The organism is Mucilaginibacter sp. P25 (assembly GCF_050859465.1).
In the GTDB taxonomy this organism is placed as follows: Bacteria; Bacteroidota; Bacteroidia; order Sphingobacteriales; family Sphingobacteriaceae; genus Mucilaginibacter; species Mucilaginibacter gossypii.
On the sequence record NZ_CP193937.1, the window covers coordinates 948,610 to 971,527 of the forward strand.

Annotated in this window: 24 protein-coding genes and 3 pseudogenes; 7 read left to right on the forward strand and 20 right to left on the reverse strand. The window is 41.8% G+C overall.

The genetic code is table 11. The annotated features are described in order from the left end of the window. Nucleotides 1-4 precede the first annotated feature (4 nt). From ACRQ5D_RS05020 to ACRQ5D_RS05100, 17 genes and pseudogenes are all read right to left on the reverse strand, one after another. Nucleotides 5-916 carry a peptidase domain-containing ABC transporter gene (locus ACRQ5D_RS05020; RefSeq protein WP_432329715.1) on the reverse strand — a complete coding sequence of 304 codons (912 nt, stop codon included), beginning with the start codon at nucleotides 914-916 and terminating at the stop codon, nucleotides 5-7. 18 nt (nucleotides 917-934) lie between these two features. Then, a pseudogene (locus ACRQ5D_RS05025) lies at nucleotides 935-2,174 on the reverse strand (cysteine peptidase family C39 domain-containing protein); the annotation flags it as partial. 1 nt (nucleotide 2,175) lies between these two features. Beyond that, nucleotides 2,176-2,922 carry a TlpA family protein disulfide reductase gene (locus ACRQ5D_RS05030; protein ID WP_431199172.1) on the reverse strand — a complete coding sequence of 249 codons (747 nt, stop codon included), beginning with the start codon at nucleotides 2,920-2,922 and terminating at the stop codon, nucleotides 2,176-2,178. A 23-nt stretch (nucleotides 2,923-2,945) separates the two neighbouring features. After that, nucleotides 2,946-3,179, reverse strand: coding sequence for a hypothetical protein (locus ACRQ5D_RS05035; protein ID WP_431199173.1), 234 nt, complete (start codon nucleotides 3,177-3,179; stop codon nucleotides 2,946-2,948). A gap of 79 nt (nucleotides 3,180-3,258) precedes the next feature. Further along, complete coding sequence (locus ACRQ5D_RS05040; protein ID WP_431199174.1) at nucleotides 3,259-3,729, reverse strand: hypothetical protein; 471 nt, start codon at nucleotides 3,727-3,729, stop codon at nucleotides 3,259-3,261. Nucleotides 3,730-3,816: 87 nt separating this feature from the next. Then, on the reverse strand, nucleotides 3,817-4,020 hold the full coding sequence (locus ACRQ5D_RS05045) for a hypothetical protein (protein ID WP_143020827.1): 204 nt from the start codon (nucleotides 4,018-4,020) through the stop codon (nucleotides 3,817-3,819). Nucleotides 4,021-4,162: 142 nt separating this feature from the next. After that, nucleotides 4,163-5,740, reverse strand: coding sequence for a cysteine peptidase family C39 domain-containing protein (locus ACRQ5D_RS05050; RefSeq protein ID WP_091171730.1), 1,578 nt, complete (start codon nucleotides 5,738-5,740; stop codon nucleotides 4,163-4,165). 1,315 nt (nucleotides 5,741-7,055) lie between these two features. Continuing rightward, a pseudogene (locus ACRQ5D_RS05055) lies at nucleotides 7,056-8,026 on the reverse strand (IS481 family transposase). Between the two features lie 135 nt (nucleotides 8,027-8,161). Further along, the gene (locus ACRQ5D_RS05060; RefSeq protein ID WP_432328510.1) at nucleotides 8,162-9,526 is read right to left on the reverse strand and encodes a zeta toxin family protein; all 1,365 of its coding nucleotides are present in this window, start codon (nucleotides 9,524-9,526) and stop codon (nucleotides 8,162-8,164) included. A 41-nt stretch (nucleotides 9,527-9,567) separates the two neighbouring features. Next, nucleotides 9,568-9,957, reverse strand: coding sequence for a hypothetical protein (locus ACRQ5D_RS05065; RefSeq protein WP_432328511.1), 390 nt, complete (start codon nucleotides 9,955-9,957; stop codon nucleotides 9,568-9,570). A 104-nt stretch (nucleotides 9,958-10,061) separates the two neighbouring features. Then, complete coding sequence (locus tag ACRQ5D_RS05070) at nucleotides 10,062-10,547, reverse strand: hypothetical protein (protein ID WP_091171722.1); 486 nt, start codon at nucleotides 10,545-10,547, stop codon at nucleotides 10,062-10,064. Between the two features lie 36 nt (nucleotides 10,548-10,583). Then, complete coding sequence (locus tag ACRQ5D_RS05075) at nucleotides 10,584-11,648, reverse strand: relaxase/mobilization nuclease domain-containing protein (protein ID WP_091171720.1); 1,065 nt, start codon at nucleotides 11,646-11,648, stop codon at nucleotides 10,584-10,586. Further along, nucleotides 11,645-12,199, reverse strand: a complete 555-nt coding sequence (locus ACRQ5D_RS05080) for a plasmid mobilization protein (protein WP_256337492.1) — start codon at nucleotides 12,197-12,199, stop codon at nucleotides 11,645-11,647. The genes ACRQ5D_RS05075 and ACRQ5D_RS05080 overlap by 4 nt, the downstream gene beginning before the upstream one ends. Then, on the reverse strand, nucleotides 12,196-13,065 hold the full coding sequence (locus ACRQ5D_RS05085; RefSeq protein WP_091171718.1) for a toprim domain-containing protein: 870 nt from the start codon (nucleotides 13,063-13,065) through the stop codon (nucleotides 12,196-12,198). The genes ACRQ5D_RS05080 and ACRQ5D_RS05085 overlap by 4 nt, the downstream gene beginning before the upstream one ends. A 161-nt stretch (nucleotides 13,066-13,226) precedes the next feature. Next, nucleotides 13,227-13,574 (reverse strand): helix-turn-helix transcriptional regulator, encoded by a 348-nt coding sequence (locus ACRQ5D_RS05090; RefSeq protein WP_143020826.1) that lies wholly within the window; start codon nucleotides 13,572-13,574, stop codon nucleotides 13,227-13,229. Between the two features lie 126 nt (nucleotides 13,575-13,700). Beyond that, nucleotides 13,701-14,534 (reverse strand): hypothetical protein, encoded by an 834-nt coding sequence (locus ACRQ5D_RS05095; protein WP_143020825.1) that lies wholly within the window; start codon nucleotides 14,532-14,534, stop codon nucleotides 13,701-13,703. 231 nt (nucleotides 14,535-14,765) lie between these two features. Then, nucleotides 14,766-16,130, reverse strand: coding sequence for a site-specific integrase (locus ACRQ5D_RS05100; protein ID WP_091171713.1), 1,365 nt, complete (start codon nucleotides 16,128-16,130; stop codon nucleotides 14,766-14,768). A gap of 184 nt (nucleotides 16,131-16,314) precedes the next feature. Here ACRQ5D_RS05100 and ACRQ5D_RS05105 point away from each other — a divergent pair, with 184 nt between their 5' ends. The 5 genes and pseudogenes from ACRQ5D_RS05105 (at nucleotide 16,315) to ACRQ5D_RS05125 (ending at nucleotide 20,269) form a co-directional block, all read left to right on the forward strand. Next, nucleotides 16,315-16,944 (forward strand): coproporphyrinogen-III oxidase family protein, encoded by a 630-nt coding sequence (locus ACRQ5D_RS05105; RefSeq protein ID WP_431199178.1) that lies wholly within the window; start codon nucleotides 16,315-16,317, stop codon nucleotides 16,942-16,944. After that, a complete protein-coding gene (locus tag ACRQ5D_RS05110; protein ID WP_431199179.1) occupies nucleotides 16,937-17,434 on the forward strand; it encodes a hypothetical protein in 498 nt (165 codons plus the stop codon). The genes ACRQ5D_RS05105 and ACRQ5D_RS05110 overlap by 8 nt, the downstream gene beginning before the upstream one ends. Before the next feature lie 100 nt (nucleotides 17,435-17,534). Next, nucleotides 17,535-18,080 (forward strand): fasciclin domain-containing protein, encoded by a 546-nt coding sequence (locus tag ACRQ5D_RS05115; RefSeq protein ID WP_091171993.1) that lies wholly within the window; start codon nucleotides 17,535-17,537, stop codon nucleotides 18,078-18,080. Between the two features lie 259 nt (nucleotides 18,081-18,339). Then, nucleotides 18,340-19,218 (forward strand): cupin-like domain-containing protein, encoded by an 879-nt coding sequence (locus ACRQ5D_RS05120; RefSeq protein WP_091171709.1) that lies wholly within the window; start codon nucleotides 18,340-18,342, stop codon nucleotides 19,216-19,218. Between the two features lie 125 nt (nucleotides 19,219-19,343). After that, nucleotides 19,344-20,269 (forward strand): annotated as a pseudogene (locus ACRQ5D_RS05125) (cupin-like domain-containing protein). Nucleotides 20,270-20,371: 102 nt separating this feature from the next. On the opposite strand, the gene ACRQ5D_RS05130 reads toward ACRQ5D_RS05125, so the two are convergent. Then, the gene (locus ACRQ5D_RS05130) at nucleotides 20,372-21,346 is read right to left on the reverse strand and encodes a phytanoyl-CoA dioxygenase family protein (protein WP_091171707.1); all 975 of its coding nucleotides are present in this window, start codon (nucleotides 21,344-21,346) and stop codon (nucleotides 20,372-20,374) included. A 126-nt stretch (nucleotides 21,347-21,472) separates the two neighbouring features. Here ACRQ5D_RS05130 and ACRQ5D_RS05135 point away from each other — a divergent pair, with 126 nt between their 5' ends. Both ACRQ5D_RS05135 and ACRQ5D_RS05140 read left to right on the forward strand, forming a co-directional pair. After that, nucleotides 21,473-21,994 (forward strand): hypothetical protein, encoded by a 522-nt coding sequence (locus ACRQ5D_RS05135; RefSeq protein WP_431199180.1) that lies wholly within the window; start codon nucleotides 21,473-21,475, stop codon nucleotides 21,992-21,994. 14 nt (nucleotides 21,995-22,008) lie between these two features. Then, a complete protein-coding gene (locus ACRQ5D_RS05140) occupies nucleotides 22,009-22,323 on the forward strand; it encodes a helix-turn-helix domain-containing protein (RefSeq protein WP_431199181.1) in 315 nt (104 codons plus the stop codon). Nucleotides 22,324-22,362: 39 nt separating this feature from the next. Here ACRQ5D_RS05140 and ACRQ5D_RS05145 read toward each other — a convergent pair whose 3' ends face one another. Continuing rightward, nucleotides 22,363-22,545, reverse strand: coding sequence for a hypothetical protein (locus ACRQ5D_RS05145; protein ID WP_432328512.1), 183 nt, complete (start codon nucleotides 22,543-22,545; stop codon nucleotides 22,363-22,365). Then, nucleotides 22,542-22,844: an adenylyltransferase/cytidyltransferase family protein gene (locus ACRQ5D_RS05150; protein WP_432328513.1), complete on the reverse strand. Its 303-nt coding sequence runs from the start codon at nucleotides 22,842-22,844 to the stop codon at nucleotides 22,542-22,544. The genes ACRQ5D_RS05145 and ACRQ5D_RS05150 overlap by 4 nt, the downstream gene beginning before the upstream one ends. Between the last annotated feature and the right edge of the window lie 74 nt (nucleotides 22,845-22,918).

Here is a 22,918-nt window from a genome sequence, read left to right on the forward strand (position 1 = left end):
ACGGTTATGTTCCCAGTTCCAATTGGTTCCGGACCAATTTATAATAATCGCCTTTCAGGGCAGTTAACTGGTTATGGGTACCTTGTTCAATAATGCGTCCTTTATCCAAAACAATGATGTTATCGGCATTACTTACCGTGCTTAGGCGATGCGCAACGATGACTACCGTGCGCCCTTCAAAAAAACGGGTCAGGTTATCCATGATCACGCGCTCATTGTTAGCATCCAGTGCATTGGTGGCTTCGTCGAAAAATATATAGTGCGGATCTTTATAAACGGCACGGGCGATCAGCATCCGTTGTCGTTGCCCCTGGCTGATACCATTACCTTCGGCACCTATCATGGTGTTCAGGCCTAAAGGCAGGCCATCTATAAAATCCTGTATGTTGGCCACTTTTACGGCATGCCTTAGTTTAGCTTTATCCGGGTAGTCATCACCAACGGCAATATTGCGTTCTATGGTATCTGAAAAAATAAAACCATCCTGCATGACTACGCCACATTGACCACGCCAGGTCTTAAACGCGATATTACCAATCTGCTGTCCGCCAACCTTGATATCACCTTTTTGAGGTTCGTAGAAGCGCAGGAGCAGTTTTATTATAGTCGTCTTGCCGCTGCCGCTCATACCTACAATGGCTGTAGTTTTACCATGAGGAATAACTAATTCAATATTTTCCAGTACCGGTTCATTCCCGGCACCGGGATAGCTGAATGTAAGATTATTAAGCGTTAAGCTTTTGTTTTCCGGCAAAGTGTGGCTCCATTCTTTACCTACAGGCTCCTCATCGTCCATCTGGTGAATTTCGTTCAAGCGCTCCAGGCTGATCTTGGCATCCTGGAAGCCCTGTATAAATCCCAACAACTGCTCTATAGGGCTGCTGAGCTGGCCTACAATGCTTTGTACAGCAACCATAGCCCCTAAGGTCAGGTTACCGCTGATCACTGCCTGCGCACTTAGAAAAGTGATCAAAATGTTCTTCCCTTCGTTGATGAATGTTGCTCCGCCTTGCTGATATTGGCTGAGTGCAAGGGATTTTACACTGAACTTAAATAACCGGGCCTGGATATGTTCCCATTCCCAGCGCTTCTGTTGTTCACAGTTGTTTAGTTTAATTTCCTGCATACCACCGATCAGTTGCACTATACTGCCCTGATTTTTGGCCGATACCTCGAAGCTCTTATAATTAAGAGCCCTGCGCCGTTTTAAAAATAGGGTTATCCATATTGTATATAACGTACTGCTGACTGCGAAAACGAAAAATATGGTTGCGTTGTAATATGCCAGCACGACCGAAAAAACAAGCAGGTTAAACATGGAGAATAGTGTACTCAAGGTAGAGCCGGTTAAAAACCCCTCTATTTTTTTGGTCGCTCATCCGCTGCATGATGTCACCGGTCATTTTGGTATCGAAATAACCAATGGGCAGTTTCATCAATTTGATCAGAAAATCAGTAAGGATGGAGATATTGACACGGGTACTGATATGCAGTAATATCCATGAGCGGATAAAGTCCACACTGACGCGGCCAATAATCAGCGCAATTTGCGCGAAAAGAACGATGTATATAAAATTAAGATTGCGTGTATTGATGCCGATATCGACAATAGACTGGGTTAGAAATGGAGCGATTAGCTGTAACATACTTCCTATACCGAGCCCAAAAAATAACTGGATGACCAGTTTTCGGTAGGTGATCAGATAACGCAATAGGAACGACCATCGTACTTCGTTACCTTTTTCATTTTCCTGTTCATAAAAATCAGGCGTAGGGGATAATAAAAGCACAATGCCACTCCCGGCATCACTTTGCCAGTTCCTGTTAAAGTCGGCTTCATTAAGCACGACCATACCATCAGCGGGATCGGCCAGGTAATACTTATGCTTCTTTATATTGTACAATACCACAAAATGATTCTGCCGCCAGTGCAGGATACAGGGCAGCTCTGCATCTTTCAGCTGGGCGGCATTGAGTTTAACCCCCATGGAACGGAAGCCGATTTTTTCAGCGGCGTCGCTGATGCCCAATAAAGAAACACCTTCTTTATTGATCTCACAAAGCCGCCTGAGCGTTTGGACGGTAAAATTCCGGCCATAGTGCCTGGCAATCATGCGCAGGCAGGTCGGCCCGCAGTCCATCTGGTCCGGTTGTTTATAAAATTGAAAACGCATATTAGTTTAGGTGTTGTTGGAGCTCCTTTTCAAAAGCATCCTTATCTTGCGGGTACGGCATCGCCAGATTTAGCAGTTGCCCCGACCTGGATAGTAATATATACCTGGGGATCGCATTGATCATTAGCCTTTTAAAAAATACATTTTCGAAGCCACCTGCCGCGTGGAGTTGTAATAGGCCATTACTATTATTACCGAGCAGCCAGTGATCCCATTTTGATTTTAATTGATCGGCTGAAATAGAGATAAATTGTACCCTGTCCTTGTATTTCGTAGCGATCTCCCATAAAAAAGGTTCCTGCTTTCTGCATGGAATACACCATGTTGCCCAGCAATCCACCACAATCAGATCTTTATTTAGAAGCGTCTGAAGTTTAAGGTTTTCGCCTTGCGCGGTTTCAAAATTCAAATTGAGGACTTCGGTGGGGGCTAAGTTTCCGGACTTTAAAATTAAAGTCCTTAATGAGTCCGTGTATCTGTTGACCCCGGCTAAGGAGCTTCCATGGTCGTATTCCCTGTACAGGAGCTCGAAGGTATTTACTGAATTAATTTGAGTAGCAAGCCGCATCAGTGAAGCTAATAAATATCCTTGCGAATAGCCTCTGAGGTTTCTGACAGCGTAGTCGGACCTGTTAAGCAAGTAGGCGCTATCCGGCTTCTCCCTAAATGATCTTGACGGAGGTGTTATTAGGCCCGAATAAACATAACTGAACACCACGCCACGATAAGCGGCTATATTTTCAAACAAATCTTTATTATTCAGGCCCCGGCCTATTTTTTTATCGTATCCCGTAACGCATCAGGATATGATCCAAGCAGGGAAGCATCCCAGTTCAGAAGCGGGTCCAGCAAATCATTATAATAGCTATATTGAATTTCTTTCAAAGCATAGTACTTAAGCTTGGCGGGCATTCGGGTTTGGGAGATAAAACTTTTATAAAACTTAACCCGGTCAAAGTAAACTGCATTAACCTTTGAAAGGTATTTATCAAGCTGATGATTCATTTCCTTAAAAGAATAGTGGCCTCCTCCACTGTGCAGGTCCCCATGCAAATAAGCTAAAGTGTCAAAGAAGCCCATGTACTTATACTTTGGGGGGTATTTGATAATATAGAATTTGGTGCTGCTTACCGAATCGTTTAAATAAAGAAGATTTTTTTGCACCCGATTGCTTTTTAAATCTGTTTAAGTTCACATTGAGTACAATGGTGTCATGAGTCATTGAAGGATCCAACAAGACTTCGTGACCATAAAAGTCAGTGATAAAAAACGTACCGTACCTATTGATTTTATATTTAATCAGAACGATTTCCTCATTAGCTGAATTAAACAGGATCTTTTTGACCGATGGCACATTCTTTTGCGCGTTTTGTTCAATATTATCATAGTTGTTTTCTACGATTCCCAGCAAATAGTCACTTACGCTGTGAGTGGAACGAATGCTGCTGTCTTTTTCAACAATATACTTGATGATAATATCCGCAGAATAGGCTTTGGAAAAAAACAGCAGCAGAAAGAGGTTTAGAAACAGGTATCGGGCAGTATTTATTCTCATAGGACGACATTAATTCACAGTACCAGAAAAAAGAGGCTTGACGACCAATTTACTGATCGCCAAGCCTGCTTAGTTTAATTATAAATTTTACCCTACAGCACCTGGGCAATCCACGTTGGTGCAGCAGTCATGGCCTTCGCACCATTCGTCGGCTACGGTTTGTTGTATAGTAGCAGAAATAGTGTTGTCCGGGTCATAACTTGAGGTAGGCCAAGTGGCGCAGGATCCGAAATAAGAACAGCTTCCTTGTCCTGTCGGCGGTGGAGCAGTACCGCCTAAAACGTTTTTCATCTCAGCTCTTGTTAATCTACTGAATTGTGACATAAATGTAATGAGGTAATATTGAATAACTGTGCCGAAACCATGCCCCGGCGATTGGGCAACATGTATTTTAAAGTGCATGTTCCTTTACTTGGCCAAAGTATCGCAACGCTTAATCAAGCATGTATTTCAAATTCGGAAGCTGGTACATATCCGGCAGGCGGTAACCATTCAGTAATATTGTCGGCGTCGCAGTAACCTCCGCCATCCGGCACCAGGCCTTTTGTTTACTTATTTTATTGTATTCGAGTTCATTTAGTTCTACAGGGTATTTCTTAGCCCATGCTTCATAATTCTTCTGCTTTTGCCGGTACCAATCGAACAAGGCCCTTTTGACAATTTCCTTATTTGCCAGGCTGCTAAGCGCCATCAGGTGACGACTTACCGGTGTTCGGATATCACTTTCATGATTGCTGGCGGTAAAGACAATCCGGGCCTGGAGATTCTGATTCTGTTCAAGAAGGTCATGTAATTGATTATGCGCCTTGCCGCATGGTGAACAATAGGGATTTGTGATTAGGGTAATGATATTGCCCGCCTCTACATTTCCTAATACAATACTCCAATCTTCGGCAGGCTGCACATATTTGGGTTGATCGGTGAGCAGATTTTTAAATAAGGAAGGATTATATTTGAATTTTTGTAGCTGAAGTTTCAAAGAATGTACCTGTTGTGCCTGCAGCAATAGTGGTTTCAAAAGTTTCCATAACAAAAAAGGCAATAATAACGCGCAGAACAAGTCGATCCATTCTGTATAAGATGGTATAACTGCAGGCCTATGAAAAGATGCAATTAGCGGTATAAATTCCAGCCATAACAAAGCCTGTATGGTGCAACACAATAAACACCATTGCTTAGCAACAGAGGACTGGTAATAAATAGAATAAAATGTATAAGGTAAACTAACAACGTTTAAGGCTAAGAGCATCTGCGATATGGCAACCGATCCGTTTCCGAATATGAATAACAGCCAGGTACCCGTGAAATAGAAAAAGCCTACTTCACTCCAGGTGAGCCCTGTAAATACCTGCGCTGCGTTCGACGAGAGAATGGCATTGCAATTTGTTTTACCGCTTCCCTGGCAAAGTTTTTGTATCAGCGGATTACTGCTATCTATGGACTGAATGAGCAATAGAACGGACGTAAAAAGGCCGGCGCTTTTAAAAAGTGTAAGAGAACCTGATTGCCAGCTTAAATTACTAAAATAAGCGGTATGTAAGCTAAGGAAGGCGCCTAATAAAACCAGCAAACCGGCGACAATCGCGACGGTTTTAAATGAGTTTAAGTTTGTGAAAATACCTGGCGAAATTTTATTTACAGACGGCTCAGCCGTTAAAACCACACCATCGTACATTTTCTTAAAATCATCTGACAATAATGTACGTTTATTCCATTTTTCGTTTGAAATAGTTACTTTTTCTTTATCTACTTGATGAACAATTAAAAAACTGCCCTGGCCATCTCCGTTCGTATGGGCGATAAAAGGCAAGGGGACTAAGGACAGCTGATCGGGAGCCACACGATAAGCGGCGTTGTTAACCTGCAAAGCTTGCAAAACGTCGCTTACAGCTAATAAACTTGGATAATCAGGATGGGTTAGCAATTCTTCGTAAATGGTCTGGGTATTTATCTTAACATTTAATAAGTTAGCAAATTTTGAAATTATGAAGGTGATATTGTCCTTTTTCATGCAGTCGATAAGGTGGTTTAAGTATTTGGGTAAATATTAGTCATCAAATGGCTGTTTTTTTAGCGATCGGATGAATATTTACTTTGACAAAAATGTGAGAATACGGGCTTACCGGTATTCACCATTTAAGTTCGTGATAATGCAAATAGCCGTGGGAAGCAAATTCCACTTTCACAATTACTATCATAATAGTGATGCTAAATGATAGCATTTTTGTTGATAAATATATAACTATAGAAAAGCAGAATTGTCCATATAATATTTGTTTAAGAGAATGGCGGTTCAGGTCTTATTTATTTAGATGGTATTCAAATATGATTACTTTACAGTTTACTTGTTCTAATATAGGTATAATAAATTTATTTGCAAGTGTATTATGTTAATTATTATACAATAAATTAACATGCCAATTACTATTTAAATGCACACAACATGATCTATTTAATAATTATTACAGCTATTTTAATTTAAATCAATATGTAATATTACCAGCCTTTTAAATTAAAATCAAGAAATATATGTCCTTAATTGCTATTTTCCGTTTTCCTATTCGGGCTGATCGGGCTCTCTTCAGCAAGCTATTTTTGTGAGTGTAAAGTTTGGAAAAAGGCCTCTTTCCGAGGCCGTACAGTCGGATAGCGCGGCCAAGCAGGTCCGATGTTTTAAGGAGATTACTGGTCAGCTTATATTGCATTACCTATTAATGCCGTATGGGAATCTCTGATTGGGCAATATTTATAGTCATTTTAATTGTTGCTTACAAAATGTATAGCACTCAATACTTTTGGTTAGATAGGCAAATCGCAAAGCTAATCCGGCATATCAAATCTCTTTGGCGAAAGCGGGATAAACCAGATTTATAACTTTCAAACAATACCTGGGTTTTAGCTTTTCATCTCACCGCAAGCCACAAAAGTTAGCGCCACTAAAAAAGCGTCAAGGGCTTGTAAATGGTGTCGTGTTTAGTTTTTTGGCAGACACCACCCTTGACCCTTTTTTAGCTTGCTGCATCCAGTTGTTAAGCGGGGAAATGAACATTTATGTTAATGGCTATTTGTCGGACTTTATTTATCGGTAGTACAGAAAAACTTGTCAACCTATCGTTCGATTAAGCGCAATTATTGCACCTTAGTTGTTCAAAGAATGAAAGCAAATCACAACTAACCAGCATGAATGATGGTGATGGCCTTGGTTGTTGCAAATATCAGTTGTTCAAAGAATGAAAGCAAATCACAACGCGCTTCGCGCGTTGTGATTTGCTTTCATTGAAATAGCCATTAACCCTTTCGTGTTATAGTGATCTTATTTGTGAGATTTACAGACATCGTTTCACTTATATAGCTTAGAATCAAGCCAATAATTTTGGACTTTAATTCTTTCTTTCAAAGGATCATACATGCTACTAACCTCATCCCATACAGGTGTTTTATCAGCTAGTTCATTAATCACTTGTATTGGGGATTTTCCTTTTAAAGAGCTGTGTGCCCTAAACCAATTATAGTGAAATTGCCATTGTGAAAGCAGATTAGGCAGGTCTGGATTCTTAATATCAACGGTAGAATAAAATTCATCAAGATCGGTTCTTTGGGTTCTTTCAACTTTTCCATTGAGGTGGGGAGATCGTGGTTTTATCGGCCGAAACTTAATGCCGTACTCCATAAGCCTTTCCTGAAATGAATAGGCGAAAAACTCGTTACCTCTATCCGTTTGAATACGTTGTACAGGGAAAGGCATCTGTTCAATTACTGTTTCAAGGAACTTCAATGTATTTGTTGCTGTTCGTCTGGGGAATAGTTCAACAACCTTAAAACGGCTGCAATCATCAATAGCAGTGTATTGATAAAGCTTGCCCGCTATCTTGCAAACATCCATTTGGACTCGGTCGCCGGGTATTGGCCTGTTATACCGATGTAAGCGTTTGCGGTAGTTCCGTCTTAGTTTTAAGTACTGTTTATTATTCTTGATAAGTATCTTATGAATGGTAGCTGTAGACAAAGATCGGTCGTATAAACGCTTCATTTCGTTGGCAATGCTACGGTGACCGAGCTTTCGCTTATCTCTTAAATCAAGAACTCGCTGCTCATCTTCTAAGGTTATCTGAGTGTATATTTTATGTGGTCTTCTGCTGTGTTCATTAAGGCCATCAATACTAAATTCCTTATATCTTTTAATCCATTTTCGAAGTGTTGGACGGCTGATACCGCAACGCATGCAAACAACACCTGCCACGCCAATAGATTCGTAAAGCTTAACCCACTCAAGGCGTTTTTTTACTTCATTGTTCATTGTTGTTATTTATGTTGAAATGTGGTAAAACCAACGGTTTTTCCATCATTTCAACATAAAGTTATGGAAAGGATCTCTATGAATCACACATCTTATTTCAACGGCCTATTTTAGGAGCCCAGTCAAGTCCCTGGTCTAAATCTTCGTCGGGGTTCCTGCCTTTTTTTGATCTTGTTCTTGCCTTTTTGGTTCCTCCTTCCTCAAATTTTGCTGGATCAGTTCTGGTAAGGCAGATTGAAAAAGCTGTTTAACCACAGCAGTCAACTCGTTTTGAATAGGGTGGGCTTTGACAAATTCTTTAATATCAACCTCAAGTATTTCTGCCGTACCTACCGGATCGAGCTTTGCTTCAACGGGAATTTCGACTACAACAACATTTTTCGGCAGTGATTTGATATTGGCCGGGGGATCGTAAACGGTATGTTTTTGCGTATGATAGAAAAAGAGATAGGCTTCGCCTGCACGCCCGGCCTGCATCTGGTGCAATTGGATGCTGTTTCCCGGTGCTTTTGTTTCACGTAACTCGCCCAACCGCAGGTCTATGGTAAAATCTGTTCCATTAATATTAATATGTGGCAACTCACCCGCCAAGCGCTTATTAAGCTGCTCAGCAAATTCCTGCTCCTTTATTTGTTGCTCCATTTGCAACTGCAATTGTTTTTGGGTGGGATATTCACTCTGCATGTCTTTCAGGAAACCTTTAATCTCCTGCTCAGCGGCGTTCCTGGCCTGCATTAAATGAACCGCCTGTTGAACACCCTGGTTAAAACTTGCTGAAAGCTCCGGCGACCATTTCCGGTCAATTTCATCCTGGAACAGCTGCAAGGGATTGGGCGGATTGGTAGCGATCAGATAAACCCCTAACTTAAAGGAACCTTCAACGGGTTCAACGCTACGGCCATACATTTGCAGCCTGTTGTACAATGCGGCAGATTGTACAGTATAAAGGGTGGGCGCAACCATCTCATATTTTTGGTCATGCACTTCCTTGCCGACCATTCTGTCACCTTTCTCCTGGGACTTCATGTCCTCAAAGCGCAGGTGGGTGCCCAACAAACTCAGCCGGGGATGGATAGCCAGCAGCTTAATCTCTACACGGTAGCCCTTTTGTTGAAGTTCATCGATGGTCTTATTCATCTCTGGGCCAGACGAAAACGTTGTTTCCAGTATATAGTTAAGCCGGTTGTCTTCGCAGTAAGCCCTCAAACCATTATTCCAATCCTGGGCGTATTTGGCAGTAAGTGAAGGATAGTAGGATTCAAAGCGGGATTTGATCTCATGGGCGTCAGGGTGATAATCTCTGAACAAGTCTGCATTACAATTAATAATATTACCGCCCAATTCGGCCCTGGCGATTCTTTCTAACTCTGTTTTGCCCGCACCAGGCTGGGCACCTAAGACAATGACCACAGGGCTATCGGATGGTTTAGCAATAGCCGTGTTATCTTCAATAATGATCTGTTGAATTTTGTCAAACCGTTGTTCAGAGCGCGCGTACAAGTTCTTTAAGGACTCGGTTCGGTCTACTCCATACTCTGAACTTAAATCGGGATTTTTTTCTCCGCTAATAAAATAGGACCGTATTTTTCAATGACCTGATCCATCCGCTCCAGGCTGGAAAAATTATCATTGTTGTTTACCGCCTCAATAGCCTCTTTGCGTAAAGCCAGCAATTCCTCGATGCGCTGCTGATCGGGATTGGCCTTTTCAGATTCTTTCATTTTTTCCCGCGAGGCCAGTGCTACCAATCCGTTTAATATAGAGTTAGCGCTTTCAGTTCTGGTATACCAATCGAGCGGATTGCGCGCCTGTACGGTTTTAGCAGGGGGTAATGGCAGGTTTAATTGCCGGTACATTTCAACGTAGGTTTGGTAATCCATCACCACTCTTGTCGGTTCACCGCTTTCGTCTGTCAAAATTTGTGTTTCCATACTCTTATCCATCGTTAATCAAATTTACTAATTTTTTTGGTTGTTTGATAGGGCAGCCGCCAAAACCGCTGCCCTATATTTAATGGGTTCATAGCAGAATTGAATTAACGGACGTGGGTTAAATTCATATAGTGCCAGATCAGCATAATGGTGCCGACCGATGTTACCAGCCCAATCAATCCAAAGACGATCCATGAAAGCACCGCTTTGTATTGCTCAGGCGTTTTTGCATCTGAGAATAGCTGAAGTTTCCGTGTGATCGGGGCCGGGCCTCTGTTGATCGTCTCTCTGATCGCAACAAAGTCTGTAGACATGCTTTTAGTGATGCCTGCAAGCCCGGCAGTAATGGCTTCCTTTACCACGGACAGATCAGGTGCTGGCGCAGTCACTTTCATATTGGCCAGCTTGGTTGCAAATTCTTCTTTTTGCTTCTTGCTTTCAGTGAACAATCGTTCGATCATGGTGTCTTTTTCCTTAATCTCTACTGCCCGGGTTTCCATGTATTTCTGCATTTTTTCTTCATGCTCGAAAATATTTTTGAGCATATCCGTCATAGTCACTTCATCGATTGCTGTTGCTTCATTCTTCATATTATCATTAATTAATGGTTTTACAATTCAATTTTCCTACCTGCTTATGTGGTAGCTTTGATCCTGGCCTAACTTTTTCTTCTTCTTTTTGCTTGGCGTTTCCGGTTCTTCTTCCGGCATATTTTGAAGCAGGCCAGCAAACAATTCGCCGCCAGCTGCCAGGGCTGCCCTTAAATAATGCGTTTCCGGTTCCCGCTTCAAATAGGTTTTCTGCTCTTTTTGCTCATTCTCGCTAATCACTTCCCGTAACTGATCGGCCAAACTTTTGGGTTGTTCCTGCCCATAAGCTTGACGTTGATCGCGGGCCTGGTTTTTAGGCTGCATTTGCTGTACCTGCCGCTGTGTCTGCTCCTGCCGAATTTTCTTTTCGATGTCGGCCAGGCTGTAACCAACCTGGCTGCCTTTGAACCTGACATGCTGCTGATCGGTAAAAGCAATACCTCGCCCAAGTTCCACCTGATAGCCTTTCTGCTCCATGTAGCTTTTGACTTCCTTTACGCTTTTGCATTGCTTAACGGCCTTCGCCAAATGTGCTTTTAAATGTTCCTTGCGTTGATCCACCCGCTGGCTTTGCGCTACCCGCTGCTCTGGTTTCAGGAATTTGTTAGGGCTCAGCACTTTGGTCAAATTGTACGCTTGTTCCATCCGCCTGCAATATTCAGCCATGCGCCGATAACTGTTACTGTCGCTCGCGGTCGGCCCCTCTAAACCGATCCGGTTGGCAACAATATGCAGGTGTTCATGCTCGGTATCGGCATGGGTAATCACTACGTATTGTCTATCTGCAAAATCAAACTCTTTGGCCAGTCCCTCGGCAATATCGATCTTATCCTGTATGCTGAGTTTACCATTGTCGGCCAGGTCAAAACTGATACTGGCGTGGAACACCGGCTTGCTGACATTTGGGTTCAACTGCGCTACCTCTACAAATTGCCGGATCAATTCTTTCTTGTTGCCAAAGCACTGGTTGTAATAAATGACCTCCGCCTGCTTCTTTTCCATTTCCAGCTTTTGCTGTTTCTCATTCTCCTGCAACCGGCCTTCATGCAGGTAGCTCATGCAGCCGCGAAAACTTTTACCTGTAGTGATTTTCCCGATCATGCCAAATAATTTTTAACCTCTTTTACTATACTCTGCAAGCCTCTGACTTCCTGGTTCAACAATGCTCTGTCGAGCGTATTTAAGTCTTCACCCTTGTTCCGCTTCCTGGCGATCTGATTTAAATTGGCCGCCATGTGATTTAGGGTGCCGGTAAATTGCAACACTTCCTTCGGCAAAGTCTTCACGGTTATCCGGCCATTTAATCCTACTTGACGGAGATAAATTGATACGTTTGTCCTGGCGCGTTTGGCATTGGCCTGTATCATCTTTTTCTCTATGATATTACACATCACCGTCAACTGGCAATCTCTTTTTATTTGCGCCTTCGGGCGGCCACCCTTGTTTACTACTCTTACTTTCTGTGTCTCCTTCTCCATTTGACTTACTTTAAAATCCAAGCTGATAAAGCATAAATCTGTCTTAATAAATTCTTTCCTAATCCCCCCAAATGCGATAGCATGAAGGGGAGCCAGCGAGTTTCGGCAGGGCCGAAACATAGCTGGCTCCGCAAAAAACGAAATTGCCGATGCTGCCATGCCGATGCCTTTCATAAGCCCAACCCCCTACTCTGCTGCTGAATTTTGAGATAGGCATTAAGGTCTTTATAGCCGCTATAAAAGCGGCTGGCATCCTCTACATTCGGAATTGTTTGCTTAATGAAAGCCATCTCTTTTGCTGCCGCCTTATCGTGATCCAGGTACAATTTGGCAGCAGGACGTTGTTGCAAAATCTCCAAACTTTTGCCCACAAAGCTGAGTGAATTCAACACCAGGAAATCGCCAGGCATATCGCGGCCATTTAGTGTTAGCAAAGACAGGAAATCTGTAAAGCCTTCAAATACGTGAACCGTGTCTGCTCCTTGATCGATGTAGGTCAGATCTTTGGGGGACGAGGATAATTTAAGCTGTGCATTACGCAGTTCGTAGCCACCCGAGTTGTTTTTAAAGCCGATAGCCAGGTAACGCTGCTCGTTCAATGTAAACAGTACTTCCTTGCACCATGCTTTAGCCGTGTAATAATCTATTGCACGCTCATGTAGGTATTTTACCAATGTCAGGTTTTGCAATTCCCCAGCCTGGATGATCTTTATTTTATGCTCTGGTTCAGCCTCCGTTTCCTTTACCCGCTGGTGAAAACAAAGAGAGCGATCTCCGGCACTTAACCGGCTTAATAATTGTTCTACTGTACATTGATGTAGCCGAATACCCAAGTCTATGAAATTCCCACCGACCCCCATGCCGTGGTCAAACCATGCATTGAGTTGGGTATTAACCTTAAAAGAGGCTGTATTTTCCTCCCGGATCGGAGAGAGATACCAATGGTTAACCCCTTTAATATATTGTGGCCGGAACCCGCATTGTGCCAGATAATCGACTATCGAAATTTGCCTTGCTTCGTCGCAATTCATTTTGCGCATAGGATTAAAGATTTGTTCAAAAATTTGTTGATTAGCTTTTTTTCATCGGCAATACGACGGGTGCACCGCGAGCGAACCTGTGTCGGAGACCGGGCCGGTTACTGCCGCCATTCGGACCGGACGCAATTCGCACGGGAGATGGTCGACTAATGGAGCACCTGTCATTTACGTCGCGCCCTCCGTTTAAACACAAAATCATCCGCCTTTGCAGTTATTTCCTCATAGGTTAGTTTTTTATGGGACATCAGCCACTTGAGAATTTCCTTTCTGGAAAAACGGACACCGCCAGAGGGCATGGCGATATAGGGAATTTTGCCTTTCGACTTTAGTTGGTAGATAGTTTGCCGGGCGTATCCGGTAGTTTTTTCTGCCACTTCGTAGCCACCAATTTCGTCGTCATCCTCGGACGTCTGTACCGGTGCGGCAGGAATTGGAGTGGACTCTTTTAGAATGGTAATGAGATCGGAAACCTTCAGATCTATTACACGGGTGTTTTCATTTATGTTCATTTGCATTCCGTATTGATTTCGGAAGCAAATAAATAGCATAAAATAAACCTATACGAACGGTTGATCGGTATCGAATGACCGTATTTATATTAAGTCTTTAAGTATTATCAAGGTTCGTATTTTAACCTAATTTTTGAGCGCTTGTTTATACACATCTGTGTATTCTGCCGAGGTGGTAATATAGCGCTGACCTTCCAGAAACACTAAATCATTTTCGGGATTAAGTATAAAAATATCACGTAGAAGTTCACGATTTTTATGATGCAAAATATTTGAGGAAAGCACCTTGTGTTCTTCAATACAGAACCGAAGAAAACCTGCGATGGACTTATTAGCCGCATTGGCATATACTGCTGAAACGATCTTAACTTTTCCGCTATCAAATTGGAAAAGTTCACCATTTTTACTGCCTAGGTTCAGGCTGATCAGGAACTGATTAAAGGCTTCCTTCCTTTCTTCTAAAGTCCTACCCTGTAGCCAGAAACTGTAAAAAGAAATACCATTAATTTCATCAAATGAACTCGTAAATTCGGATTGATCTGGCATTTTTAATTTCCTTTTCCAGTCTTTGCTGATCAGAAGAAAATAAATCTCGTCACGTACCTTTTTTCGTTTCAAAGAAAACATATTACTCCCGAAAAAATATCCTCCTATGGCAACAACCAGCGCTGCTAAAACTGATTCCGTAACCATTATTGGACTGGATTTATTATTTCCATAGTACAGTAAATAAGAGATACAGACTATTATTGATAAAGAATATACTACTAATAGAATATAGTGAAACACCAGGGCCTGTATATAGAACCATCGCAGCTTTTGGCATTCAGCCTCGGTCAAGCCTTTAAAGCTATTTCTTATTTGCGCCAGCCTATCTTCAAAACTAAGACCTCCATAACGGTCACCCAGTTCATCGAGCCAATTTCTGTAACTAACAGATAAAATCAATTGTACAGGCACAATCCATAGCGCAAGTAAAATACTACAGATTATTATTGTCGTGCGAAACGTTGGCAATAAACTGTAAAATATGCAAAATATAATGACAGTTATAATTTCAATGAATATCCTTTTCATCTGACAAACTCGGAAACTTTGACATTTCTACTTATTTATTTTGATCAAAAACTTTAGCATAAACGTTTATCATCTCGGTTTTTAAAGCCGGAAATCTAACTAAGCAAATTTGAATTATCTGTTTTTAGTAAACGTATTTTCTATGATCTTAAATTCATCCAAAGTTGGGTTAATTACATCAGTATCAAAAACGGACTTACTTTCATTCCAGTATGTTACTTCATTATCTTCAACATCAATAGGCAGTCCAATTAACTGCAAACTCCCATCATTGAACAGCTCAACTACAGCTATTAATACATCAGAAATTGACTTTACAAATTTAAAAGAATCGGGAAAATTGGGATGTTGTTTTTTTTGGTAACCTATTGACAGAATATAGTTTATAATATTATCTGTTTGTATGAGGGGTGGAAATTTTAACATTTCAAACTTTTTCTTCTGATCGACTATTTTGGCATAAATCTGTGTCATTTCAATTTTGCTGTGTCCAAGTATTTCTTTGACTGTGTAGATGTCCATGCCGAACGTTAGTCCGATGGTGGCGAATGTATGTCGTGCAGCGTGGAAGTGCAGATTTTTCTTTAGCCCCGCTTCGAGTGCCCAAAACTTTAGGTAGACATTAACTACCTGGCTTGATGGCAAATCCCAGAAAACTTTTTTATTTATCGGGTGCTTTGAGAGATTTTCTAAGATTGACTTGGCATCCTCGGTAAGTGGCACCATAACAATTTTTTTTGTGGTTTTAGCTGGCCGGAAAGTGATCTGGTCATTTTCAATTTCACTATAAACTAATTTTTTTACGTCTGAAAACCGTAGACCGGTGAAGCATGAAAATAAAAACGCCTGCCGAATTTGGCTATTTCCCCTTTTCGGAATAAAATTGGCTAAAGTCCTGACCTCTTCGATGGTCAAGGTAGTGCGTTCGGTGTCGCCTTCTTCAATGATCTTAAATGTACTGAACGGCGAGGCTGTAATCACGCCTTTAACTACCAGCTTATTAAAATGTTGCCGAAAAACGGATAAATACGCATTAGTGGTATTTCTACTGACCTGGTTAAGCAGGTAACTTTGAAAGTTGTCTAACAAATCTTCATCTACGTCCTGAACTAAAACCTCTCTTTTGGGGAAATACCTCTTAAGGTGAATAATAAGGCACTCCAATTTATAATTAAATTTCTTGGCCAAACATTGATCAAAGTAGTCTAACAGGTTATAATTTACTTTGACAGGCTGCTTATAACCGTGGTCTGAAAAATTCAATTCGTTCTCTCTTTTATTGCGAAGTGCATTTATGATCTTAAGATTATCTTTGTCTGACTCAGTGATCCGGGTGCCCGGAACAGAATAGTCCTTACCGACATAAATCTTAAGGAACTCATAATTGCGCTTACCTTTGCCCTCTACGGTATTTGAATAAATATCGAGATAAGCACTAAATTTGCCGCTGCTTAACTTTTTATATCTGACCGTTACCATAATTTATTTGTTACTTTTGTTACTCACAATAGCCGAAAAGTAACATCTCAGTAACAAAAATAACATAAAATAAGATCAATTGCAAAAAAGTAAAAGAGAATAAATTAATATAAAATATTGAAAATGAACTATATAACTACTTTATCTTATTTTACTTTACTCTCGATTATTTACCCTTAAAAGCATGGCAGGCATTTACATACATATCCCTTTTTGCAAGCAGGCTTGCCATTATTGCGATTTCCATTTTAGCACATCGTTAAAGTACAAAGATGAAATGCTGCATGCTTTGATCAGTGAGATCAAGCTGCAAAAAGGTTACCTCAACGGTGAAACCATCGAAACTATTTATTTCGGTGGCGGCACCCCTTCTGTTTTGGATGGCGACGAAATCAGCAGGATCATTAACACGCTAACCGAACTCCACACCGTATCTTCCGTGGCCGAAATAACCCTGGAGGCCAACCCCGATGATCTGAAACCCGACAAACTCAAAGCCCTTAAACAAACACCGGTTAACCGCTTCAGCATAGGGATCCAGTCGTTTTTTGACGAGGACCTGGTTTGGATGAACCGTGTACACCGCGGCCAGGAAGCAGAATCATCAGTAAAACGCGCCCAGGACGCCGGATTTGAAAATATTACGGTCGACCTCATTTACGGTTATCCTATGCTTAGCGATACCAAATGGAAGCAAAACCTTGATAAGGTATTTGAGCTTAATGTTCCGCATGTGTCTACTTATTCGATGACGGTTGAACCTCAAACTGCACTTGCAGCCTTTATCAGCAAAAAAACAGCCCCCCATGAATGAGCAACAAAGCGCAGAGCAATTTATAGTGCTGATGGATGCCATGCAGGCACATGGGTTTGAACATTACGAAATCTCCAACTTTTGCAAGCCCGGTCAATACTCCCGTCATAATTCAAATTACTGGAAAGGGGTAAAATATTTAGGAATTGGCCCCTCGGCGCATTCTTATAACGGCGATACACGGCAGTGGAACATCGCTAACAACGCGAAATATATGCAGGCGCTTGAAACCGGAAAACTACAGGCCGAAACCGAGGAGCTAACCGAAGAGAACCGCCTGAACGAATATATCATGACCTCATTACGCACAATCTGGGGCCTTGAACTGGTTAAGCTCAACCAGATAGCCAAAGGCGCATCAGCCGAATTACTCAAAGCTGCCGCCGAATATTTCGATAGGGAATGGATCATACAAAAAGATAATGTTATTTATCTTAGCGCAACAGGTAAACTGTATGCCGATCATATTGCAGTCGGATTATTTTTCTAAACCTTTGAGGTTTTTTACAGTCAGTACTTTGTTACAAAGCAAAATGGTTTTAAAAACTGTTTATATTTATCAAATCGCAATGTTTTATATGCCTGCAATTATGAAAAAAGTACTCATTATCGCCCTATCGTTTATAGCTATTACCATAGCCCCAAAAGCTTTCGCCCAAAAAACTGTAGGCGGTACCGTCATGTCGCCCGCTAAAAATATCGTACAAAACGCATCCGGCTCAAAAGACCATACCACGCTGGTAAACGCCATTAAATCTGCTGGTTTGGCGCCTACCCTATCAGCGGCCGGGCCGTATACTGTTTTTGCACCTACTAATGAAGCTTTTGCCCAGCTTCCTGCAGGCACGGTTGACAACCTGATGAAACCCGCAAGCAAGGCCAATCTTATTAAACTGCTTACTTATCATGTGGTGCCCGGCAAATTAACCTCGGCCGAGCTGTTAACCAAAGTAAAAGAGGGCAAAGGTAAACTGGAGCTTAACACACTGAGCGGCGGCACGCTTACTGTGATGTCGCAGGGTGCAAAACTTTACCTTGTTGACGAAAAAGGGGGCAAATCATTCATCACCATAGCCGATGTTGCACAAAGCAACGGCGTTATCCAGGTAGTTAATTCAGTTTTGAAACCTAATTAAGTTAGTTGCAGTTTGTAATGGCAGAAGCAGTTGGCAGCGGCAGTTGTACAAGCGGTACACTGATTAGAGAAAGATAGGCAAAATATACTCTTTTTATTACACTCCATGAAACTGCACCGGCAACTTCCTACTGCCACTGCAGTTACGTATTGCCACTGCAACTTTATACTGCAACTGTCAACACAATTTCAAAATCGGCACAAATCGTTTACATATTATTTACAAAGAATTAATTTTGCTCGTTAATTAATTTGTGAAAATGAGTATAACGCTTACACCTATTGATAGTGTAGACAATATAAGCAAGGAGGATTTTGTTAACAATTACTTAAATCCGCGTAAACCGCTTATTATCCGCAAAGCCACTGAAAGCTGGCCCGCACTGCAAAAATGGACTTTTGAATACTTGAAAGAGGTAGTTGGAGATAAAACCGTTCCGCTTTATAACAGCTCAAAGGCCGATCCTTCCAAAGCTATCAATGCATCTGCAACTGAAATGAAGTTTGGCGATTATATCGATCTCATTCAAAAACAACCCACTGATTTAAGAATTTTCCTCTTCGACCCAATTAAACATGCCCCAAAACTGCTGGAAGATTATCGTTCGCCATCTGATTTAATGGGTGGTTTCCTGGATAAATACCCCAATATGTTTTTCGGCGGCGCCGGTTCTGTAACATTTTTACATTACGACATCGATCTTGCGCACATTTTCCATACACATTTTAATGGCCGCAAACATGTAATGCTGTTTGATCAGAAATGGACCGACCGTCTGTACTGCATCCCCTTTGCTACCTATGCTTTGGAAGATTATGATATTGAAAACCCCGATTTCACCAAATTTCCGGCACTTGACGGCATTGAAGGACAAGAGGCCATTTTAGAGCACGGCGATACCCTGTTTATGCCAACCGGGTACTGGCACTGGATGAAATACCTCACCGGTTCATTTTCGATATCGTTACGCGCCTGGGATAAATCATGGGCCATTAAAGCCAAAAGCTTGTATAACTTAACAGTGCAGCGCAAGTTTGACAACCTGATGAAAGCTCGCTTTAAAAAGGATTATATGGACTGGAAGGAGAGCCTGGCTATCAAACGCGCTAACAATGCCCTTGTATCAGGCAGGCCATAATATTAAGATATATTTATACTACTTTGGGGTTTATTTCGTTATTTTGAATGCTTTTAAACGAGTAAGAAACAATATTGTAACTTTATTTTAAAATAAGCGTAATCCCCCTAAAGTAATAAACTATTATGTGCTTCATTCTTAACCCGATCGATACGGTTGAAAATATTTCTCCCGAAGACTTCAAGAAGAATTATTTAGACCCTCGTCGCCCGCTGGTTATCAAAGGGCTTACCAAAAGCTGGCCTGCCCGCGAAAAATGGACACCCGAATATTTAAAGCAGGTTGTTGGCAATAAAGTAGTGCCATTGTACGATAATTCAAAGGCCGATCCTTCAAAACCCATCAATCTGTCGGCAACTGAAATGCCCTTTGATGAATATATCGACCTTATCCGCAGTAAACCAACCGAGTTAAGGATTTTTTCTTTAACATATTTAAGCAAGCGCCACAACTTTTGGATGATATCATATTACCTAAGGACCTGATGGGGGGCTTTTTGGAAAGCATGCCCGCCATGTTTTTCGGCGGTTCAAACTCGGTTACTTTTTTACATTACGATATTGACCTTCCGCATATTTTCCATACCCATTTTGGAGGGCGTAAGCATGTGATCCTATTTGAAAACAAGTGGAAGCGCCGCCTGTACTGTATCCCCAATGCCACGTATGCACTGGAGGATTATGATGTACTAAATCCTGATGTCAAAAAATTCCCGGCGCTTGACGGTGTAGAAGGTATTGAAGTTTTCCTTGAACATGGCGATACCCTGTTTATGCCAACCGGCTACTGGCACTGGATGAAATATGTGGATGGTTCATACTCACTCAGCCTTCGCGCATGGGATGCCAGCATAAGCCGTAAAGCGGCAAGCCTATACAACCTGGCCGTTAAAGGTGGTGTTGATAGCGCTCTAAAAATGATGTTCAAAGGCAAATATGCTAAATACCGCGAAGGACTGGCCGTTAAATGGGCTAATAGAGAGCTTGCCGCAGGGAAACCTTTTAAAGTCGAAAGTCTTACGTTTTTAGTCTTAAGGCATGATATTGAGTAGCGATGGATTTGTCCATCGCTATTTTGTTTTATACCCACGACCGTGTCTTCACAACCAGCTTGTTTATCAAATGCTCCCGAAAACGTGTATATGAGATACAATCTACCAACGCTCCAAGCCCAAAAGTTTTTTACCCAGATCGCTAAGCTCAGCTACCGGATTTTGCTTTTCCCGTTCCAGCGGATCGCCCGGAAAAGCGTAGCCCTGCATGGCTTCGCGGCTTTGCCAACTGTTAATGCGCCATTGTCTTAGCTCTTCATTGTCTTCCTGGGCGGGCATCATGGATATATACTGCGCTATACGCACTTTATCTGCACTGGTATTAGGTCTTATGCCATGCGGCTGCAAACTGTTAAATATCAGCAGATCACCTGCTTCCAGTTTCACTTTCACAGTCTCAAAACCGGTGGTATCAGGTTTATAATGATCCCTATCTTCGGGTTGGGTTAATTTCCAGGTATCGTATGTACGGTATAGTTCCGGGATACATTGAAAACCACCCATGTTTTCATCAGTCTGATCGGCAAGGGCCAGTACGCCCTGCACATTTTGAGGTTTGGTTTCCGGGTCATAATCCCAGTGAATAAAACCTTTATATTCAAAGCCCGGCCTTAGCGGAAAATTCAGATTGGCCCGGTCAATAGTTACCCATAGCTTTTCGGTGCCCCAGATATCTGAAAAAGCGGCATGTACTTTAGGATGTTGCCGGTTATCCCACATAAACTGCTGATTATAAATTTCAACCATACCCGTATTATTCAGCTCGCTCATTTGCATTTGCGCGTTGGGCTTTTTATACCAGGTGCTGATATCATTAGCATCCTTATCTTCATATTGCCACAGATAATTAGCTAATTTTTCAACTTGCACTTTAGGCACTGCATTTTTGATGATCACGTAACCGTTCTCTATCCAAAATTGCCAATCGGCCTCGCTAAGCACTTTCAGCGGTTCATTGTTTTTACGTTCATTCAGGCGGATCTGGCTTGATTTAGCGGTTGACGGATTACCGGGGATCTCTTTATGTGCATTAGCCGGCGTGGTTGCCACGGTCATGGCTGCGTTTTCGGTCTTCATTTTCTTTTTGATTTATAACTCAAATTTAGGTTGGCATGACAGATGGATTATCCTGTACAATGACCAAAATTTGCTCTACATTGATCATTTTATTTATCTTTACTAAAACCTTATGCTCAATATAGCATGGATAAGATACAGTTAGAGAAGATTAATTTTGAACCTGGCAAATCGTTCAAACTCTTTTCGCCCCGGCTTCGCAACACTTTTCTGTGGCATTATCACCCCGAATACGAATTGGTTTATGTTGAGGCCGATGCTGGGATCAGGCACGTCGGTTCACATATTTCCGGTTACACCCAGCATGACCTGGTGCTTATTGGCAGTAACCTTCCCCACCTTAACTTTGATTACCGGCTGCGGAGCGAATACCATCAGATAGTGGTGCAGCTAAAAGAAGATTTCATGGGAACGGCAATAGGCACCGCTCCCGAATTTTCGACCATCGGGCAGCTTTTTAAAAAGGCCGCCAACGGTATTGCTTTTTATGGAGATACCAGGACTACGGTAGTGCGAAAACTGAAACTTTTACCGGGGATGGATTCTTTTCAGCAATTAATGGGATTAATGGAGATCTTTAACATACTGGCTAGTTCAAAAGAATTTACGATTTTAAACAACGACGAGCCGAACCTGCAGTTTTTTTAAAAGATAAGATCAGGATGGGGGCTATTTATGAATATATCGGCAGTAATTACAATCTTAAACCCGATGTAAATGTAGTGGCGGCTAAAGTGAACTTTACTACAGCGGCTTTTTGCCGCTATTTTAAAAAACAAACTAAAATGACTTTCACCGATTTCGTGAACCAATACCGTGTTGATGTAGCCAAAAACCTGCTCATGCAGGATAAAAACGTTACTGAAACCTGTTACGCTGTGGGATTTGAAAGCTTATCATATTTTAATAAACTCTTTAATAAGATAGTTGGAAAGAATCCCTCCGATTTTAAGCGGAACTGGTTTGCTAAGGATTGATCGGGAATAACGCCTGTAAAATATTGCCACCAGAATTATTCAGCCTGATTTTTTATAGTAATCCTTAACCGCATCAGGCAAAAGATGCAGGTATAAGTCAGGCTCTTCCCTGATGTTTGCCGCTGGTACCGGTACAATTTTACAGGGTTCTTCATAAATAACGCTTTCACAATCCAGGAACCGCCCCATATAAGCGCCATAGGCCTCGGAAGCAAATATCACATTAATAGGCGGCAGCTTCTTTTAAGATAGCTGGCCCAAAGTCTCGACATATTTTCTATCGAGTCGCCCGCACCCGGCAGCATAGCTTCATCGTAGCTTAATAATACAGGCTTAACCTTGTCATTACCTGCGTAAGTTTTTTCGAGCCAGTCAAGCCTGATATTTCCATCAATGGGCTCATCATCGCTGGCACCAATAACCACTACAAGCTCATCACAATGGTGAAGCGCGTAACCAATCAAAGCCATATGCCCAATATGGAGCGGCAAAAACTTCCCAATTACTAAACCTCTTTTCATGCAGTAGTATTTTTGCGATCCGGTATCTTTATAAATTCCGCTCTTAAGAGAGGAATCGCTAATTCCCACGCTTC

Bases quoted from the DNA above. Each gene is read 5' to 3' on its own strand.
- ACRQ5D_RS05065 (WP_432328511.1), bottom strand. From the start codon at position 9,957: ATGGAAACACAAATTTTGACAGACGAAAGCGGTGAACCGACAAGAGTG.
- ACRQ5D_RS05120 (WP_091171709.1), top strand. From the start codon at position 18,340: ATGAGTATAACGCTTACACCTATTGATAGTGTAGACAATATAAGCAAG.
- ACRQ5D_RS05045 (WP_143020827.1), bottom strand. From the start codon at position 4,020: ATGAAAAACGTTTTAGGCGGTACTGCTCCACCGCCGACAGGACAAGGA.
- ACRQ5D_RS05105 (WP_431199178.1), top strand. From the start codon at position 16,315: ATGGCAGGCATTTACATACATATCCCTTTTTGCAAGCAGGCTTGCCAT.
- ACRQ5D_RS05150 (WP_432328513.1), bottom strand. From the start codon at position 22,844: ATGAAAAGAGGTTTAGTAATTGGGAAGTTTTTGCCGCTCCATATTGGG.
- ACRQ5D_RS05135 (WP_431199180.1), top strand. From the start codon at position 21,473: ATGGATAAGATACAGTTAGAGAAGATTAATTTTGAACCTGGCAAATCG.
- ACRQ5D_RS05100 (WP_091171713.1), bottom strand. From the start codon at position 16,130: ATGGTAACGGTCAGATATAAAAAGTTAAGCAGCGGCAAATTTAGTGCT.
- ACRQ5D_RS05020 (WP_432329715.1), bottom strand. From the start codon at position 916: ATGGTTGCTGTACAAAGCATTGTAGGCCAGCTCAGCAGCCCTATAGAG.
- ACRQ5D_RS05040 (WP_431199174.1), bottom strand. From the start codon at position 3,729: ATGAGAATAAATACTGCCCGATACCTGTTTCTAAACCTCTTTCTGCTG.
- ACRQ5D_RS05070 (WP_091171722.1), bottom strand. From the start codon at position 10,547: ATGAAGAATGAAGCAACAGCAATCGATGAAGTGACTATGACGGATATG.
- ACRQ5D_RS05140 (WP_431199181.1), top strand. From the start codon at position 22,009: ATGGGGGCTATTTATGAATATATCGGCAGTAATTACAATCTTAAACCC.
- ACRQ5D_RS05050 (WP_091171730.1), bottom strand. From the start codon at position 5,740: ATGAAAAAGGACAATATCACCTTCATAATTTCAAAATTTGCTAACTTA.
- ACRQ5D_RS05110 (WP_431199179.1), top strand. From the start codon at position 16,937: ATGAATGAGCAACAAAGCGCAGAGCAATTTATAGTGCTGATGGATGCC.
- ACRQ5D_RS05075 (WP_091171720.1), bottom strand. From the start codon at position 11,648: ATGATCGGGAAAATCACTACAGGTAAAAGTTTTCGCGGCTGCATGAGC.
- ACRQ5D_RS05115 (WP_091171993.1), top strand. From the start codon at position 17,535: ATGAAAAAAGTACTCATTATCGCCCTATCGTTTATAGCTATTACCATA.
- ACRQ5D_RS05130 (WP_091171707.1), bottom strand. From the start codon at position 21,346: ATGAAGACCGAAAACGCAGCCATGACCGTGGCAACCACGCCGGCTAAT.
- ACRQ5D_RS05035 (WP_431199173.1), bottom strand. From the start codon at position 3,179: ATGAATCATCAGCTTGATAAATACCTTTCAAAGGTTAATGCAGTTTAC.
- ACRQ5D_RS05080 (WP_256337492.1), bottom strand. From the start codon at position 12,199: ATGAAAGGCATCGGCATGGCAGCATCGGCAATTTCGTTTTTTGCGGAG.
- ACRQ5D_RS05085 (WP_091171718.1), bottom strand. From the start codon at position 13,065: ATGCGCAAAATGAATTGCGACGAAGCAAGGCAAATTTCGATAGTCGAT.
- ACRQ5D_RS05090 (WP_143020826.1), bottom strand. From the start codon at position 13,574: ATGAACATAAATGAAAACACCCGTGTAATAGATCTGAAGGTTTCCGAT.